Here is a 16,724-nt window from a genome sequence, read left to right as displayed (position 1 = left end):
CGCACGATGAACCAACCGCCCAACCCGCCGCAGGGCTGGTGGCAGCCGCCCGCCGACGACCAGGCAGGCCAGCAGGGCTGGCAACAGCAGACGCCCCCGCCCCAGCAGGCCCAGGGATACCAGCAACGCCAAGCACCACCGCACCAGCAGATACCTCCGCACCAGCAGGTACCTCCGCATCAGCAGGGTCCGCAGTCACAACCGGTGCCCCAGCAGCAGTGGCCCGCGACCCCAGGCGCCGGACAGCCCTATCCACAGCAGTACGCGCAGCAACCGAACCAGCAAGCCGGTTACGGGGGTGGCTATCAGCCCTCGTCCTACGGTGGGCTCGGCGCCTACGGCGAGAGCGAGCAGCAGAAGCCGAAACGGTCGAAGAAGCCGCTGCTGGTCGGCGGAGCCGTGGGGCTCGTTCTGGTGGGCGGCGTCGTCGCGGCCTGGCTCCTGGGCGCGTTTCGCGGTCCGGTTCTCGACCAGAACTCGCTGCAGGACGGGGTCACCTCGGTGCTGCGCGACAACTACGGCGAGCAGGACGTGAAGAACGCCCAGTGCCCGGACGACCAGCCCGTGGCCAACGGCACGACGTTCGAGTGCACGGTCGACGTGGCCGGACAGCCGAAGAACGTGGCCATCCGGGTGCTGAACGACAAACCCGAGTTCGAGGTCGGCGCGCCGAAATAGAATCACACGTACGCGAGCGGGCCCCGGCACGAATGCCGGGGCCCGCTCGTCAGTTCGCGACAGCGATCAGAACATCTTCTGGATCGAGCTGTCGGTCTGCTGGTAGCCGTCCGCGATCTGCGGCAGGGCGGTGGCGATCTGCGCGAGAAGCTGCTTCATCTCGTCCAGGGCCTGGTTCCAGGCGATCTGCTTCTGCTCCCACGCCTCCATGGCGGGACCGGTCCAGCCATTGGTCAGCGGAGCCATCTGGGACTTGAGCTGCTCGAACAGCGCGTCGAGCTCGCCGCCAGTCCTGTTGCAGTCGTCGGCCGCCTGCTGGATCGTTGCGTAATCAACCTTGATGCCACCCGGCATGATTGTCCTCCTTGGGTGATGAAGTCTGCGATGTAGGGAAGTTCAGGACCGCTCAGTTGCCGTCGAGAGTCGCGCCGAGCTTGCTGATGGTGTCGTTGACGTTCGACTCCTGGGTGTCGTACTGGACACCGGAGGACTGCAGCAGATCGGCGATGTCCTGCAGGGCGTTGTTCAGCTTCGACGACTTCTCGTTGAAGCGCTCCATCACGCTCTGGAAGAGGCGGGCGGCGTCGCCGTCCCAGCCGGCCTGCGTGGCCTCGATGTTGCTGCGGAGCTGCTGCAGGTTCTGGTCCATCGACACCTTGGTGTCGGACACATCGCCGTGGGCCTTCGCAAAGTCTTCCGGTGTTCCCTGAAAGCCTGCCATTGGGTGTGACCCCCTTCGCTCGTGGTTGCCAGTGCTTTTCGTTTGTACTGGCCCTACGACGACGACCCTGCCATGTTCGGTTCCGCGATGTCGCCGATTGCGTACAAGTAGTTGCTAGCGGAAATGTCGTCCGTGGGAACCGCGCTGGAAGCCTGCGGCCACCGATCGCCGGAACACTGCGACAACCTGGCGAATCCCTTACGCACCAAGGGTTTTCTCGAGGTAGCGCAGGGCAGTCGCTCGCCTCCGGTCTCCGCTCGCCCAACATTTCCGCTCGCGCATTCTCACCCGTGTGAGGGTACGCACAGACGTGTGAGCGCGAATTTCCTAAAGGGAATCGGAACTTGCGGAACCCGGGGCGGCGGAGAAGGTCACTTGGTGATCTCGAGGGTGCGGACGATCTGCTGGCAGGCCCCGTCCACCCTGGCCTGGCCGTCGGCGACCTGACAGCCCACGGCCACCTCTACATCGCCCTTCGCCACCACATACCAGGAGATGACCAGGCTGCCCGCCTTCTCCCGGTAGGAGATGACGTCCTTGCCCGCGTAGCTCGTACCGGGGTTGAAGTCCGAGTGGGTGGTGCCCTTGTCGGCGACCTTCTGCCGAAGTTCGCCGACGAAGCGGTCGCGCTCGGTCACCCCGTCGTAGCCGAGTAGGTACTCCTGCACGACGACCAGATCGTCGGCGTCCAGCGCGTCCGCCGGCTTCACCACCACCTGCCGGGCGGCGACGTTGTCACCGGTCTGGGTCCAGTCCTCCGGGGCCACGAACTGGTAGTCGTACTGGGCGAAGGTCTTCCCCTTCTCCCCACCGAAAAACAGGAAACCTCCGGTCACCGCAGCGGCGAGGACGACCACCGCGCCCGCGACCAGCCAGGGAACCTTCTTGCCGCGTCCCGTGGGCGGGGAGTGCGCCGGGTGCGCGGGCGCCGCGATCGGAGGGGGCATCGGACGTGCGGGCGCGGGCGTCACCGGCTGCCGCGGAGGTGGCGGCATGCGACGAGGTGGCGCCTGCCGCGGCGGACGGTTCGCATCCGCCGGACCGACAACCTGGGTGCGCTGCTCGCCCACCGGACGCGGCAGACCGGGCCGGGCGGGCGACGAACCCGCGAGCGCACCGGTCCGGTCCGCCTCCACCAGAACCGCCCGTAGCGCTCCCCTGGCGACGACCGTTTCCGGTTGGTCCAGTGTCGTCGGGACGACACCGGTGCGTTCGTGCACGAGTCTGGACACCATGGGGATCCGGCTCGAACCGCCGACGAGGAAGATCCCGGTGAGCTGCTGCGGCCGTAGCCCCGCCTCCTCGATCGCGGCCGAGGTCAGTTCCACCGCGCGGCCGAGTTGCGGAGCGACCAGGCGTTCGAGGTCCTCACGGGTGACGTGCGCGTCGGCGAACGGCGGCGGCATCGGCACGTCGGTGTAGGCGTGCCGGGACAAGGTCTCCTTGGCGCCGCGGACGTCCTGCCGCAGCACGCGCCTGCGCCGGCGTTCGGCCATCGCCCGGCCGCCGACCAGCCCGAGCCACGCCTCCGGGTCCGCCTTGGACACCAGCGAACCGACGTGCTCGAGCAGCACCTGATCGATGTCCGCGCCACCGAAACTGGGATCGCCGCGCGTGGCCAGCACCTCGAAACCGCCGCGTCGCGCGACCGGGCCGGCCGCCGGGCTGCGCCGGACGACGCTGACGTCGACCGTGCCACCGCCGACATCCAGTACGGCGAGGGTGTCGCCGGGCCGTCCGCTGAACTCGACCGTCCGGTCCCTGGTCACCTCGGCAGGGGCATACGTGGCGGCGTGGAAGACCGCCGCCGCCACGGGCTCAGGGACAAGTGCGACCTCGTGGGCCAGCCGCCCCGCCGCCTGCCTCAGCAACCGGGTACGGACCGCGCCCCAGTCAGCCGGATGGGTGAGGACCAGAAGGTCCACCTCCGCACCGCCCGCCAGGCCACGTGCCTCGGTGACCGCCCGGCGCAGCACAGCGTGTACGGCGTCGAGCACGCCGATCACCGTGTCGCCCAGAAGCAGTTCACCCTCGTCGATGCGACGCTTCGGATTCGGTTCGTAGCGCGACGGGTCGACGGCGGCCTGGCGTTCGGCTTCCTGCCCGACGAACACGGTGCCGTCGGCGGCCGCGTATACGGCGGACGACATCAGCGGCTGACCGTCCACGACGACGATCTGCGGTTCCCTGCCGTTGATCGATGCGACGACACAGGTGCTCGATGTCCCGAAGTCCACCGCCACCCGGAGACTCACAAGCCGCTCCCACCCATCACCGTCGAATTCCGTACCGGGCACTCTCTCAGACGTCGCCGCACGCCTCGCACCCGCCGAGCGCATTTAGCCCGCTAAACGCGCTCGGCGTCCCACCACACCGTCACCCCGCCCCCGGAGGGCATGCCGGGCGTGGCGGCTTTACTCGGGCTGGATCCAGGAGATGTGCATGAGCTGCTTGCCTACCTTGCGGCTGACGAGCGTTCCACGCCCCGGGGGCATCGGGCCGGGCTTGACGTTGGCGAGCAACTGCCCCTCGTCCTTGGAACCGTTCATCACGATGCCGGGTGCCGCGATCTCCTTGAGCTTGCCGATGATCGGGTCCATCGAGGCACGCATCGCACCACCGGTACGCCGGGCGACGATCATGTGCAGCCCGACGTCCTTCGCCTGCGCGAGGTACTCCGACAACGGCCGCAGCGGATTGTTCGCCTGCGTGGCGACCAGGTCGTAGTCGTCGACGAGCACGAACAGCTCCGGGCCGTTCCACCACGAACGGTCGCGCAACTGCTGCGGGGTGACGTCCGGGCCGGGCAGCCGCTTCGCCATGGACCCGGCGATGTCCTTGATCATCCCGTCGAGCTGGTTGGACGACACGGCGTATCCGAGTAGCTGGTCTCCCTCGACGAAACCGAGCATCGTGCGCCGGTAGTCGACCAGCACGATCACGGCTTCCTTCTTGGTGTACCGCTCGGTGATGCCGCGGGCGATCTGCCGCAGCAGGTTCGTCTTGCCGGACTCGCCGTCGGCGAACGCCACGAAGTGCGGTTCCGCGTTGAAGTCGAGGTAGACGGGGCTGAGCGTCTCCTCGTTGACGCCGATCGGGACGAGCTTGGTGCCACGGTGCGCGTCCTGCGCGAGCAGGTCCTCGTACGACAGCATTTCCGGCAGCAGGCGGACCTGCGGCGCGGGACGTCCCTTCCACGAGGCCTTGATCCTGGCCACCGCGTCACCGACGCCGGCGCCGACGTCCTCGGGATTGCTGGAGCCGTCGATGCGCGGCAGACCGGTGAGCATGTGCAGCTTGTCCCGGGTGAGCCCTCGGCCGGGGCGCCCTGCGGGCACGTTCACGGCAACCCGGCGGTCGATGTCGGACTCGCTCGGGTCACCGAGCCGCAGTTCGAACCGGGTACCGAGCATGTCCTTGATCGCCGGGCGGATGTCGGCCCACCGGTTGGAGGCGATGACGACGTGCACGCCGTAGGTGAGGCCCTGCACCGCCAGCTTGGTGATCAGTGGTTCCAGTTCGTCGAAGTCGTCACGCAGTGCACGCCAGCCGTCGACGATCAGGAACGCGTCGCCGAACGGATCCTGTTCGGCGGTGATCTCGCCGCGACGCTTGCGGTTGCGGAATTCCGCCATCGAGTCGATGCCCATCGCCCCGAAGCGGCCTTCCCGGTCGTTCGCCAGCGCGCTGAGCTCGGCGACGATCCGGCGGGCCTTGTCGGGCTCACGGCGGGCGACGGCGACGCCACCGACGTGCGGCAGCTCGGCGAGGCCGGCGAGCGTTCCACCACCGAGGTCGACGCAGTAGAACTGCGCTTCCTCCGGGGTGTGCGTCAGTGCCATGGACATGACGAGCGTGCGCAGCATCGTCGACTTGCCCGACTGCGGACCGCCGACGATGACGCCGTGCCCCGCGGCTCCGGAGAAGTCGGCCCACAGCGGATCGCGGCGCTGCTCGTATGGCCGGTCCACCAGTCCCAGCGGTACTTGCAGGCGTCCGTTGGCGAAGAAGTTCACCGGCGAGAGGCCGCGGTCCTCGGTGGGGTTGAGGTTCGGCAGCAGAGTGTCGAGGGAGCTGGGTTCCTTCAGCGGCGGCAGCCAGACCTCGTGCGCGGGCGGGCCCTGGCCGATCAGCCGGTTCACGATCACGTCGAGTTCGCTCGGCTCGACCGCTTCCTCGGACTGCTGCGGTTGCTGCGGCGCTTCTTCGACGACCTGTTCCGGTTCTGGTTCCCGGGGCAGTTCGACGAAGTCCGGTACGAACAGTTGCGGGCGCTTGTCGGCCCGGACCACCGCGGATCCGGGAGCGGCCGCCTTGATGCCTGCCGGGCGGTACGGCCCGGACACGTAGGACGCCTTGAACCGCACCATCGTCGAGGTGTCGTACTTGAGGTAGCCACCACCGGGGACGGACGGCAGTTCGAACGCGTCCGGCACGCCGATCGCGGCGCGGGATTCGGCGGCGGAGAACGTCTTGAGGCCGATCCGGTAGGACAGGTGCGTGTCCAGGCCGCGCAGCTTGCCCTCCTCCAGACGCTGCGAGGCGAGGAGCATGTGCATCTGCAGCGAACGTCCCAGCCGGCCGATGGCGACGAACAGCTCGATGAAGTCGGGCTTCGCGGACAGGAGTTCGGAGAACTCGTCGACCACGATGAACAACGCGGGCAGCGGGTCGAGGTCGGCACCGTTCTCGCGGGCCTTCTCGTACTCCCAGACGTTCTTGAAGTTGCCGCCGTTCTTCAGCGCTTCCTGGCGGCGGTTCATCTCACCGGCCAGTGCGTCCTTCATGCGGTCGACCAGCGTGACCTCGTCGGCGAGGTTGGTGATCACCGCGGACACGTGCGGCGACTGGTCGAGACCGAGGAACGTCGCACCACCCTTGAAGTCGACGAGGATGAAGTTGAGCGTCGTGGAGGAGTGCGTCGCGAGCATGCCGAGCACCAGCGTGCGCAGGAACTCGGACTTACCGGAACCGGTGGCGCCGATGCACAGGCCGTGCGGCCCCATGCCCTCCATCGCCGCTTCCTTGATGTCCAGTTCGACGGGCTGACCGTACTCACCGACCCCGAACGGGACGCGGTACCGGTCGCGGATGGGCCGGGGACGCCAGGCCTGCTGCACGTCGAAGGTCATCGGGTCGCCGGGGATGCCGAGCAGTTCGAGCAGCGAGGGGTTGGACAGCAGCGGCTCGTCCTCGCTCGCCTCCTGCGCGGCGGAGCCCACCCGGTACGGGGAAAGCTTGCGCGACAACGCTTCCGCCTCGACGACGCTGAGCGTGTCCGGACGGCCGAACCACTCGACCCCGCCCGCGCTGCGCGCGCCGAGCCGGTCCTCCTCGACGACCAGCCGGAGTCCGCGGCGGGCGGCGAGGTTCCCGGTGGAGTCGCAGAGGTCGATCAGCGTGACACCGACCAGGCCCTCCTCCAGGATGATCTGCTCCTCCCTGGTGACCTCCGCGTCGTCGATGATGATGACGACGTGCGGCTGGTCGGGGGCGGGCGTCGCGTTGCGAGAGAACCGCTGGCGGTCGCGCAGTTCGTCGTCGAGCCAGGCCTCGACCTGGGCGAGCGAGCCGGCCATCATCCGGAGCTGCCCGATGCCGTCGGACAGGGTGGGGTGCTGAGCGTGCGGGAGCCACTTCGCCCACTCCCAGTCCTCCTTGGCCCGGCCCGCGGTCGCGACCGCGACCAGCACGTCGTCGGGGCTGTGGAAGGTGACCATCTGGGCGATCATCGCCCGGGTCAGGCCGCGGGTGAGTTCCCGGTCGCCCTGCATGCTGACGGCGGCGAAACCCCGCAGGGTGATCTGGGTGGGCAGGTCGGGCACGATCGAGTGCGCGCGCACGAACCGGCGCAGCGCGAGGGTCGCGATCGGTTCCAGTTCGTCGACCGGCCCGGTCTGCGGCGGCACCAGCCGAGTGGCCAGCCGGTGCGAACTACGGCCGACGCGAAGGTGCAGGAAGTCCTGGTCGTTCTGGCGGCGTTCCCACATCCGGCGGCTGGTGGCGAGTGACCACAGCGTCTGCGGGTCGGGGTGCACCCATTCGAGTGCCGCGCGCTGGTCGACCATCGCCTCGCGAGCGCGGTCACGCATCTGGCCGAGGTAACGCAGGTAATCCTTGCGGTCCTCGTTCATCTCGGCCTTCTTGGCGCCGCCGCCCTTGCCCCCGCCGCCGGCGAACATGCCGACCATCGACATGACCATCATCATCGGGAACATCAGCATCATCGGGCTCGGCGCGCCCTGGCCCGGCTCCCGGCTGGTGAACATGAAGACGACCATGCCGAGCATCGCCACCATCATCACGACCGGCAGCAGCTTCATCAGCACGTTGCCCGGGATGGTGCGCGGTACCTCGGGCGGTGGCTCCAGGTGCACCTCCCCGCCCGGCGGGCGGGGAGCAGCCAGTCGCGGCGATCGCTTGAACTGCAGCGTGCTCACCGAAAGACCCCTCTTCAACTCGGCAATGACAATTCAAGCCGCACGGACGACCCGGCCGGAGACCGGCCCACACCGTAGCGAACACCGGGCCCCGCCCGGCGCGGACGCACCCGGGCGCGACCGGTTGGCCGGAAGTGACCCCACGGTCGCGTCCGGTGCGTTAATACTAGGGCGGCCGGCGGAACGCGTGGGGCCGTTCGGTGAACCTGCCGGGCCGGGATGCGGACCGGGCGGGCGATGATGGACACGCGGCGTTCGGTATAAGTACCCGCAGCAATCTCTCCAGGTAGGGGGCAAGCAGGTGGCAACGGGCACGACGGTTTTCAGCAGGGTGACGGTGGTGGCACCGAGAACCCGGATCGACGTCGCGCTTCCGGCGGATGTGGCGGTCGCCGATCTGTTGCCGATGCTGCTGGAGATGGCGAAGGAGGCGACGCCGGACGGCGGCGCCCGGCACGGTGGCTGGGCGCTGGCGAAGCTCGGTGACGCCCCGCTCGACCCGAGCCGCACCCTGGCGTCCCTCGGTGTCATCGACGGTGAGCTCCTGCAGTTGCGCAAGCGCAACGAGAACCCGCCGCCTCCGCTCTACGACGACGTGGTCGACGCGATCGCCGAGTCCGATCCGGACAGTTTCCGGCCGTGGACGAAAGAGACCGCGCGCCGGATCGGGCACATCGGCGGCGGACTGGCGCTGTTCACCGCGGCTCTGGCGCTGTTCATGGGCGGCTCGTTGTTCGGCGGCAGCCAGATCGCGGCGGCGGTCGCGGGCGGCGTGGGCGCCATCGCGTGCATCGCGCTCGGCGCCACGCTGGCGAAGGTCTACGACGCGGCGGACACCGGCGTGCTCATCGCCGCGGCCGGTGGCCTGCCGTTGGCGTTCGTCAGCGGCTTCCACATCGTTCCCGGTGTCTCCGTCCGGGCGAACCTGCTTCTCGGCGCCGTGCTGGTGATCATCGTGGCGGCGGCGGCGATCATGCTGATCGGTGCCGGGATCACCACGTTCATCGCGGCTGCCACGGCGGCGACGCTCGGCACGATCGCGTTCCTGATCGCGACGCTCATCGCGCACCCGGCCGCCGGTATCGCCGCGGGCACCGCCGCGATCGCGCTGGCCGTCATCTCGATGCTGCCGAGGGCGACGATCTGGCTGGCGAAACTGCCACTGCCGAACGTTCCCGGCAGCGCGGAGGAACTCAAGGAGGACTCCGGGTTCCCGGACTACGCGGCGATCGAACGCCGCACCAGCGTCGCGCACAACTACATGACCGGCCTGCTTGTCGGCTGCGGGGCCACCGCGGCGGTCTGCGCGATCATCGCCGCGAGCGCTCCCGGCGTCTTCGGCGTCATCCTCGGTGTCGTCGTGACGCTGGTGCTGTTGCTGCGTGCCCGCGTCTACGCGAACGGCAGCCAGGCCGTCGCACTGCTCACCACCGGCATCGTCTCCGCGGCCGGGATCCTGCTGGGCTGGCTGTGGACGGAGGACACCTTCGGCAGGCTGCTGTGGGTGTTCGGCGGCTTGATCCTCATCGCGGCGGGCACGCTGGTCGTCGGCGTGATCTTCCCGGACCAGCGCTTCTCGCCGCCGATGCGCCGTACCGTGGAGATCATCGAGGCCATCTGCATCGCCACGGTGCTGCCGCTGGCGCTGGCCGTGATGGATCTCTACGCCACGCTCCGCGGCCTCGACCTGAGCTGACCGATGACGCCCCGGAATACGGAGGGACACGTGCGTCCGCAACCGACCTCACGGCGCGCAGCCGCCTTGTTGCTCGCGACCGCGGTGGGTGTTCTCGCTCCGGGGATCCACCCGCTGACCGCGTCGGCGCAGGATCCGGTCCCGCCCGAACAGGGCGGCTACTACGCCACGCCTCCGCCACCGTCGGCCGCCCCGCCGGAGGACGACGGGATGCCGGACGAGGCGTACGAGAAGACGATCGACTGCGTGCAGCGCGACGACAACCTCGACGTCAAGGACCAGACGTTGCTGCCGAACCGTCCGTGGGCGCAGGACTTCCTGCGCCTGGACGAGGTGCACGCGCTGATGAAGTCCAGTACCGGCGGACTCGGCGGCACCATCGACGGCCAGGAGACCAAGGTCGCCGTGATCGACACCGGCGTCACCCAGCACCCGTTCTTCCAGGGGCGCGTGCTCGGCGGCGGCGACTACGTCAAGAACACCGGGGGCGGGCTCGGCCTGGAGGACTGCGACGGCCACGGCACCGAGGTCGCCGGCATCATCGCCGGGCAGCCAGGTGACCCCAACATCGGTTTCGTCGGGATGGCGCCCGAAGCGAGGATCCTGTCGATCCGGCAGTCAAGCGAGAACTACACGGTCCCCGACGCGCCCCCGCCGCAGGCCGCGCCGCCGCCGGCCGCGCCGCCGGAGGGCGAGGCGCCTCCCGCGGAAGGGGCTCCCGCTCCGCCCGAGGGCGAGCAGCCCGCGCCCCCCGAAGGTGAGCAACCGCCCGCCGAACAGCCCGAAGCCCTGCGCGCACCCGGCTCCGGCGACGGGACGGCGCCGTCACAGGGAAGCCAGGAAGGCGACGGCAGGAAGCAGGGCCTCGAGGGTTCCGCAGGGGATCTCGGCACGCTGGCGAAGGCCGTCATGAACGCGGCCAACCAGGGCGTGCAGGTGATGAACATTTCGATCAATTCGTGCCGCCCCGCGGACGGCCGCAGTTCCCCCGAGGAGAACGACCTGCACGCCGCGGTGAAGTTCGCCGTCGAGGAACGGGACGTCGTCGTCGTGTCGGCCGCAGGCAACATCGGGGAGAGCTGTCCGCAGAACGTCGGCCCGGACCCGAAGAAACCGGTCAGCATCGTCACGCCGCCGTGGTTCTCGGACTACGTGCTGTCGGTCGCGGCGATCGGCCGGGACGGGGCCGTGGCCGAATTCAGCCTGCGCGGTCCCTGGGTCAGCGTGGCCGCACCCGGCACCGAGATCATCTCGCTCGACCCCGCCGCCGGTTCGGACAAGCTCGCCAACCTGACCAAGGAAGGCAACCAGGACCCTGCGGAGATCCAGGGCACCAGTTTCGCGGCCCCCTACGTCGCCGGCCTCGCGGCGCTGGTCCGGGCGAAGTACCCGGAGCTCGACGCCAAGCAGGTGATCAACCGGATCGAGAAGACGGCGCAGCATCCGGGTGCCGTCGGCGGCCGAGACAACCTTGTCGGCTACGGCCCGATCAACCCGATGGCCGCCCTGACGTCGATCGTCCCGGGGGAGAACGGCCTGGCGCCCGCCAAGAGCGAGGCGCTCCCGTCCGGGCTTCCGCCGCTCAACGAGGCGAGCTCGACGCCGATGATCGTGGCGCTCGCCGGTGCGGCCGGTGCCCTGGTCGCACTCGGAATCACACTGTTCGTGGTGCACACCATCCGCCGCAGCCGCGCCGAGGGGCCGGCTCCGAGCCGGAAGGTTGCCTGACCGAGGCCCTCCGGGTGGCGCGTTTAGCGGGCTAAACGCGCCACCCGGCCTTCCGCCCCCTCGACCGCCCCAGACCTTCTGGCCCCTCGTTGGGGGCCTCCCCTCGATCACGTCCAACCCGTTCGTCTTGGTGCGACGGCACCCACCGCGCGCGTTTAGCGGGCTAAACGCACTTCCCGGCTACCCCTCACACGGCAGCGCTCGACCGAACGTCCAGTCGGCGAGACCTGACCGATCAGTCCGAGGGTTTCCCCGAGTTCCCCGGGGCCAGATACGACGGTGGCCCTGGCAGTCGGATCGACTGCCAGGGCCACCGGAGGTCCATCGTGTGTCGCGTTTCAGCCGCCGCCGGGGTTCGCGGCCTGCGGCTGCTCGGTCGGGAACGTTCCCGCGTTGGGATCGATCGGCACTCGGTCGTAGGTGCGCAGAACCTCGCTGGTCGTCAATTCCGAACCGGTCGGCAACAATCGGACGATCGGATCGTGCGCGGGCTGCATGTCCGTCAGCCCGAGCCCCTGCGCCGTCGCCACGTCCGGGATGCCGTAACGGAGGCCACGATCGGAGATGACGTAGATGAGGCCGCTGTCGAACGTGTCCTTGCCCGTCGCCGAACGGACGACTGCACCGAGCCCGGGCTGCATATAGAACTTGTCGACCTTCGAGCCGTCCGGGTTCGCCTGACCGATGTCCAACGACCGCAGCTTGCCGTCCGGGCCGTTCTTCGGCCCCGGCATGGACGGACCGACGTGCAGCGTCGTCTCGCCGTCCCGGTTCTCCCCTTCGCCGACGACCTTCCAGCCCAGACACGTGACGGGCGCCTGCAACGGGCTGAGGATCTCGGGGATCATCGGCGGATACTCGTCGATGTCCGCGCCCTCGGGCGGCTCGATGGTCCTGATCTCGGCGAGCCTGTCGGGGCTGATCTTGGGCACCTCGGCACCGCGCTGCCGGTCGAAGCGAACCAGGTCCGCGACCGACGCGGACACCTTCTGGATACCGTCCTTGTGAATCAGCCAGAAGTCGGGGACGGTCTCACCCGCCCGCGAGACGGAGAAGACCTCGCCGACGTTGAGCTGGTTCAGTCCGAGGCTGTTCGGTTCGCCTTTGCCCGCCACATCCGGTGCCTCGAGGTCGGGCACCTCCCGAATCGTGTCGAGCAGGCCGGTCGAGACCGTGCGCTCCGGGTTCCCGGACAGCTCGAGCGCCGACCTGACAGCGTTGTTCCCCAGGTCGACCTTCGCCTTGACGGTCTCGCTACTGGAACGGTTCGGGTTGTCGGCCAAGCGGTACACGAGGTAGGACTCGTCGTTGTCCGCGGTGACGAGCAGGCCCTGCTCGCGCGGCAACTCCGGCCCGAGATCGGGAACACCGCCCAGAACGGTGGTCTCGCGTTGCGCCCGCTGGATCGCCGCGCCCTCGTTCAGGCTCGAGTCGAGCTGGATCTCGTCGCAGACCGCCCAGTTGGGTGAGATCTGCTTGTCCTTGCCGGGAAGCATCTCCGGCGCGTCCGGGATTCCCATCTTCTGCAACCGCGGGATGTCCTTGAGCTGTTCCTCCGGGATGACCCTGGTCTCCGGTGGAGCGGAGCCGGCAGCCGGGGCCTGGCCTCCCTGAGCGCCCTGCTGCGCCTGTGCCATGTGCAGAAGGCGGGCCGACGCGAGATTGAACACCGGCGTCAGCGCCTGCGGGTTGGCGCTCATCAGGTAAACGGCGCCGGACTCCTTGGCGACGATGATGCCGCCGTCCGTGGGCGGCTTCGGCTTGGGGCTGAAGAAACCGACGATGACAAAGGCGAGCATGCCGAGTGCGCCGAGCACGACACCCACGATCGTCGCGCGCGAGTGCGTGCGCATCGGATCGTGCAGCATCACTGCGTCCCGGCGGACCAGCGCGGACTGCATGCGACGCAGAACGAACTGGTACGCCTGGACTTGAGACTTAGTCGTCGGTGTTGAGGGCATTCTCGACCTACAGCTCTCCCAGTCGCGGTACGGTTCCGCACGATAGTCGTATGGGGACCGTCTGGTGTGGGTTTCTACCAAGCCGGACTAATGTCTGACTCTCCGGGACCGGCTTTCCCGGCCTGAACGAGTACGTAACGAGGGGAAGAGAACGAGCGGATGTCCGTCACCACTCCTCCACGTCCGGGTGGACCTCCGCCGGGCTCACCGCCCCCGCCGGGAGGTCGTCCTCCCGGCCCGCCGCAGCGTCCCGGTGGCGGACCCGGCGGTCCCGGCGGAGGCCCGCCGCGTGGAGGGCCGGGCGGACCCAGTGGGCCCGGCGGTCCTGGAGGCCCAGGTGGCCCCAGTGGGCCAGGTGGGCCTGGAGGCCCTGGCGGTCCTCCGGCGGGCCCGCCCCCGCGGCCGAGTGGTGGTGCGAGTCCCGCTCCCACCCCGCCACGCATGGCACCGCCGTCACGCCGCCGGACACTCGGCGCGAGCATCGGGCCGCTGCCCGTCAGCAACCTCATCGTTCTCGAGATCGGCCTCGCCATCGGGCTGATCCTCCTGGCGATCAACGACTCGCTGCTGTACGTCTCGGCCGCCGTTCTGCTTATCGCACTGGTGATCGCCTTCCTTCGCTTGCGCGGCCAATGGTTCACCCAATGGGTTGGACTTACCTCGCAGTACACCTTGCGATCGCATGATCGGGTAGCGGAACCCACGCCGCCCGCGAGTCTCGAGTCGATCGCCACCGACGACGAGGCCGTGACCGGTCCCGACGACGAGCGCGTCAGCCTGCTGCGCCTCGCCGTCCCGGACCTGGTCGTGGCGCACGGCGTCGATCACGAACGTCAGCAGGTCGGCCTCGCCTGGCACGACGGAACCTGGACGGCGGTGCTCCTCGTCGAGCCGGCTCCCGCGTTGATCAGCCAGGCGGGCAGTGCACCGAGCCTGCCTCTGTCGGCGCTCGCCCCGTGCCTGGAAGACCGCGGCGTGGTGCTGGACTCCATCCAGATGATCTGGCACTGCTACCCGGGCAGCGCGGCGCTGCCGTCCGACTCGCCGGCGCTGGCCTCGTACATGGAGGTTCTGGGGCCGCTGCCCGCGGCCGCCCGGCGCACGACCTGGGTCGCCATCCGACTCGACCCGCGTAGGTGTCCGTCCGCGATCCGTGAGCGCGGCGGCGGCGTCGTCGGCGCGCATCGCGCGTTGATCGGGGCCCTCTCCCGCGTCCGCAACGCACTGGAGTCACGCGGGGTCCCCACCCGGCCGTTGAACCCGGACGAGTTGCTTCGTGCGGGCGTCTCCGCCGCCGAACTGACGGGTGTCGCCGGTTCCGGGTCGAAGGTGACTCTGCAGGAACGCTGGACGGGTGTCACCGCCGCGGGAATCGGGCACGCGAGTTACGCCATCAGTGCCTGGCCGAAGGGCAAGATCACCAGCAGCCTCAACGCGCTGACGAGCGTGCGCGCGCTGTCCGCCACCGTGGCCATGGCGATCTCCCCCGCGTCCGACGAGGGCAAGATCGGCCTCCGCGGCGTCGTGCGGCTCAGCGCCCGCAACCCTCGCGAACTCGATGCCGCCGACGAACGTCTCACCAACATCGCCAACAACCTAGGGGTGACGCTGACGCAGTTGCGCGGTCGGCAGATCGCCGGGCTCGCCGCCACCCTCCCGATGGGAGGCACCGCATGACCTCGCGTGTGCGTGACGCCGGCCAGCAGACCGGCGTCGCACCGGAGTTCACCGTTGACCCGGCGATGCTCGACGCGGTCAGTCCGTCGGGTGACCGTGGCGGCATCGTGCTGGGTTCCGGTCTTCAGGGTGAGCCGCTAACGATCTCCGCGTTGCGGTCGACACCGACACGCATCGTCCTTGTCGGCGGGCTCTACCTCGCACGACAGGTCGCCCTGCGTGCGATGGCCGTCGGGGCGTGGATCGTCGTCGCGACAGGACGTCCGGCAGCCTGGCAACTGCTGTCGAAGGCCGCCGGGAGCGGCCCTAACGGCGGGCCGTCACCGTTGGTGCAGATCCGCAGGCTGTCGCCCGTGGAGCTACCGCGCCCGTCGGAAGACGCGCCACTGCTGGTGATCCACGACGGCGGGCCCACCCCGCAGGATCTGTTCCCGCCGCGTTCGCCGTGGCAGACGACGGTGTACGTGCTGCCGTACCTGCACCCGCAGGCGAGTGCGACGGCCAACGCCGCCGATCTCGTACTGATGCAGCGTCTGCCGGCCGGGCAGGCCGAGCTCGCCGCGCGTATCTGGCGGTTGCCGCCGCAGATGATGCGGCAACTGACAGGCTTGAAGGACGACCAGGTCGTCGCGCTCGGCCCCAATCTCTGGCGACCGCTCCGCCTGGTGACCACAGCCAAGGAGAAGCAGCTCATCGGTGCGATCACGCGGGGGGACTGAACCCCTCCAGCGCCGTTAGCGGGCTGGTTGCGCCTCCTCGTGGCCTCCCTGGTGCGTTTAGCGGGCTAAGAGCTTGTCTCATGTGGCGTGTTTTCGGAGATTTTTCCAGCAGGTCAGGGTGGCTCCGAGAGTGAGGAAGGCGAGGAAATGGTGGGCTTTGCGTTCGTAGCGCAGGGTCAGGCGTCGGTATCCGGTGAGCCAGGCCATGGTTCGCTCGATGACCCAGCGGTGTATGCCGAGCTTGTCGGTGGATTCGATACCCTTGCGGGCGATCCGCACCGCGATGCCCTGATCACGTACCCAGCGTCGCAGAGCAGTCTGGTCGTAGGCCTTGTCCGCGTGCAGCTTCGCCGGCCTGCCCCGTCGGGGACCACGGCGGGACTTCACCGCCGGGATCGCCATCACCAGGGGCTTCAATGCGGCAGAGTCGTGGGTATTGGCGGCAGAGATCGCGACCGTCAGCGGCAGCCCGCCTCGCTCGGACAGGACATGGATCTTCGAGCCGGGCTTGCCTCGGTCAACCGGGCTGGGCCCGGTCAGCGATCCCCTTTTTTCGCGCGAACACAGGCACCGTCCACGATCGCGCGACTCCAGTCGAGCAACCCCCGACTACCGAGTTCGTCGAGCAGCACACGGTGCAGGTCACGCCAGAGCCCGGCCCGGGTCCATTGGGTGAAGCGGCGATGCGCGGTCTGGAACGACACCCCAAACGAGGGCGGCAGGTCACGCCAAGCACACCCACTGGTCAGCACATACACGATCGCGGTGAACACCGACCGCGCGTCCACCACCGCCGTCCCACCACCCTGCGGACGCGACTCGAACCCCGGGAGTAACGGCTCCACCAACTCCCACAACTCATCCGGCACCAAACGGAGCGACAAACGATCAACCAAGACCGAGATCATGGCGCATCAACGGCCAAACACCACGTAAGACACGCTCTAAATGCACCAGATCGAGGGAAAGTCGTCCAGCTATTTCAATCAATACGTCCGGCAAGGGTCCCGTTCCTCGGCTGTGGACAACCAGGCGCCTGTGGACAACTCAGGCATTCGTGACGGCGAATCGCGCGAACCGTCGGTGGACAGTACGAATCTGGTT

Annotated in this window: 12 protein-coding genes; 5 read left to right on the top strand and 7 right to left on the bottom strand. The window is 68.8% G+C overall.

The genetic code is table 11. From position 1 onward, the window contains the following. Positions 1–6 precede the first annotated feature (6 nt). The gene (locus CFN78_RS01490; protein WP_094860696.1) at positions 7–678 is read left to right on the top strand and encodes a DUF4333 domain-containing protein; all 672 of its coding nucleotides are present in this window, start codon (positions 7–9) and stop codon (positions 676–678) included. Between the two features lie 66 nt (positions 679–744). Here the strand turns inward: CFN78_RS01490 and CFN78_RS01485 are convergent, their stop codons facing one another. The 4 genes from CFN78_RS01485 to eccCa all read right to left on the bottom strand — a co-directional run bounded on the left by CFN78_RS01485 (position 745) and on the right by eccCa (position 7,839). After that, the gene (locus CFN78_RS01485) at positions 745–1,032 is read right to left on the bottom strand and encodes a WXG100 family type VII secretion target (protein ID WP_094860695.1); all 288 of its coding nucleotides are present in this window, start codon (positions 1,030–1,032) and stop codon (positions 745–747) included. Positions 1,033–1,084: 52 nt separating this feature from the next. After that, positions 1,085–1,399 (bottom strand): WXG100 family type VII secretion target, encoded by a 315-nt coding sequence (locus CFN78_RS01480; RefSeq protein ID WP_094860694.1) that lies wholly within the window; start codon positions 1,397–1,399, stop codon positions 1,085–1,087. A gap of 371 nt (positions 1,400–1,770) precedes the next feature. Continuing rightward, the gene (locus CFN78_RS01475) at positions 1,771–3,654 is read right to left on the bottom strand and encodes a type VII secretion-associated protein (RefSeq protein WP_094860693.1); all 1,884 of its coding nucleotides are present in this window, start codon (positions 3,652–3,654) and stop codon (positions 1,771–1,773) included. Between the two features lie 159 nt (positions 3,655–3,813). Continuing rightward, complete coding sequence (gene eccCa / locus CFN78_RS01470; protein WP_094860692.1) at positions 3,814–7,839, bottom strand: type VII secretion protein EccCa; 4,026 nt, start codon at positions 7,837–7,839, stop codon at positions 3,814–3,816. A 331-nt stretch (positions 7,840–8,170) separates the two neighbouring features. Between eccCa and eccD the strand changes: the two genes are divergently transcribed. Together eccD and CFN78_RS01460 are read left to right on the top strand one after the other, a co-directional pair. Further along, positions 8,171–9,535 (top strand): type VII secretion integral membrane protein EccD, encoded by a 1,365-nt coding sequence (eccD, locus tag CFN78_RS01465; protein ID WP_094860691.1) that lies wholly within the window; start codon positions 8,171–8,173, stop codon positions 9,533–9,535. 30 nt (positions 9,536–9,565) lie between these two features. Further along, entirely contained in the window at positions 9,566–11,263 is a 1,698-nt protein-coding gene (locus CFN78_RS01460) for a type VII secretion-associated serine protease mycosin (protein WP_276307314.1), read from the top strand. Positions 11,264–11,601: 338 nt separating this feature from the next. Here CFN78_RS01460 and eccB read toward each other — a convergent pair whose 3' ends face one another. Both eccB and CFN78_RS28665 read right to left on the bottom strand, forming a co-directional pair. Next, complete coding sequence (gene eccB, locus CFN78_RS01455; protein WP_094860689.1) at positions 11,602–13,224, bottom strand: type VII secretion protein EccB; 1,623 nt, start codon at positions 13,222–13,224, stop codon at positions 11,602–11,604. Positions 13,225–13,390: 166 nt separating this feature from the next. Next, positions 13,391–13,663 (bottom strand): hypothetical protein, encoded by a 273-nt coding sequence (locus CFN78_RS28665; protein WP_165777401.1) that lies wholly within the window; start codon positions 13,661–13,663, stop codon positions 13,391–13,393. 2 nt (positions 13,664–13,665) lie between these two features. On the opposite strand from CFN78_RS28665, the gene eccE reads away from it, so the two are divergent. After that, the gene (gene eccE / locus CFN78_RS01445; RefSeq protein WP_094860687.1) at positions 13,666–14,901 is read left to right on the top strand and encodes a type VII secretion protein EccE; all 1,236 of its coding nucleotides are present in this window, start codon (positions 13,666–13,668) and stop codon (positions 14,899–14,901) included. Beyond that, a complete protein-coding gene (locus CFN78_RS01440; RefSeq protein WP_094860686.1) occupies positions 14,898–15,620 on the top strand; it encodes a hypothetical protein in 723 nt (240 codons plus the stop codon). The genes eccE and CFN78_RS01440 overlap by 4 nt, the downstream gene beginning before the upstream one ends. Before the next feature lie 78 nt (positions 15,621–15,698). On the opposite strand, the gene CFN78_RS01435 is transcribed toward CFN78_RS01440, so the two are convergent. Then, a protein-coding gene (locus CFN78_RS01435) for an IS5 family transposase (protein ID WP_094861049.1) occupies positions 15,699–16,516 on the bottom strand; the annotation gives its coding sequence in 2 pieces (ribosomal slippage) (positions 15,699–16,168 and positions 16,168–16,516; 819 coding nt in all). Positions 16,517–16,724 lie beyond the last annotated feature (208 nt).

Origin of the sequence: Amycolatopsis antarctica, assembly GCF_002262875.1 — a bacterium.
In the GTDB taxonomy this organism is placed as follows: Bacteria; Actinomycetota; Actinomycetes; order Mycobacteriales; family Pseudonocardiaceae; genus Amycolatopsis; species Amycolatopsis antarctica.
Note: the sequence above shows the minus strand (reverse complement) of the source record. Positions and strands in the feature narration are given on the sequence as shown.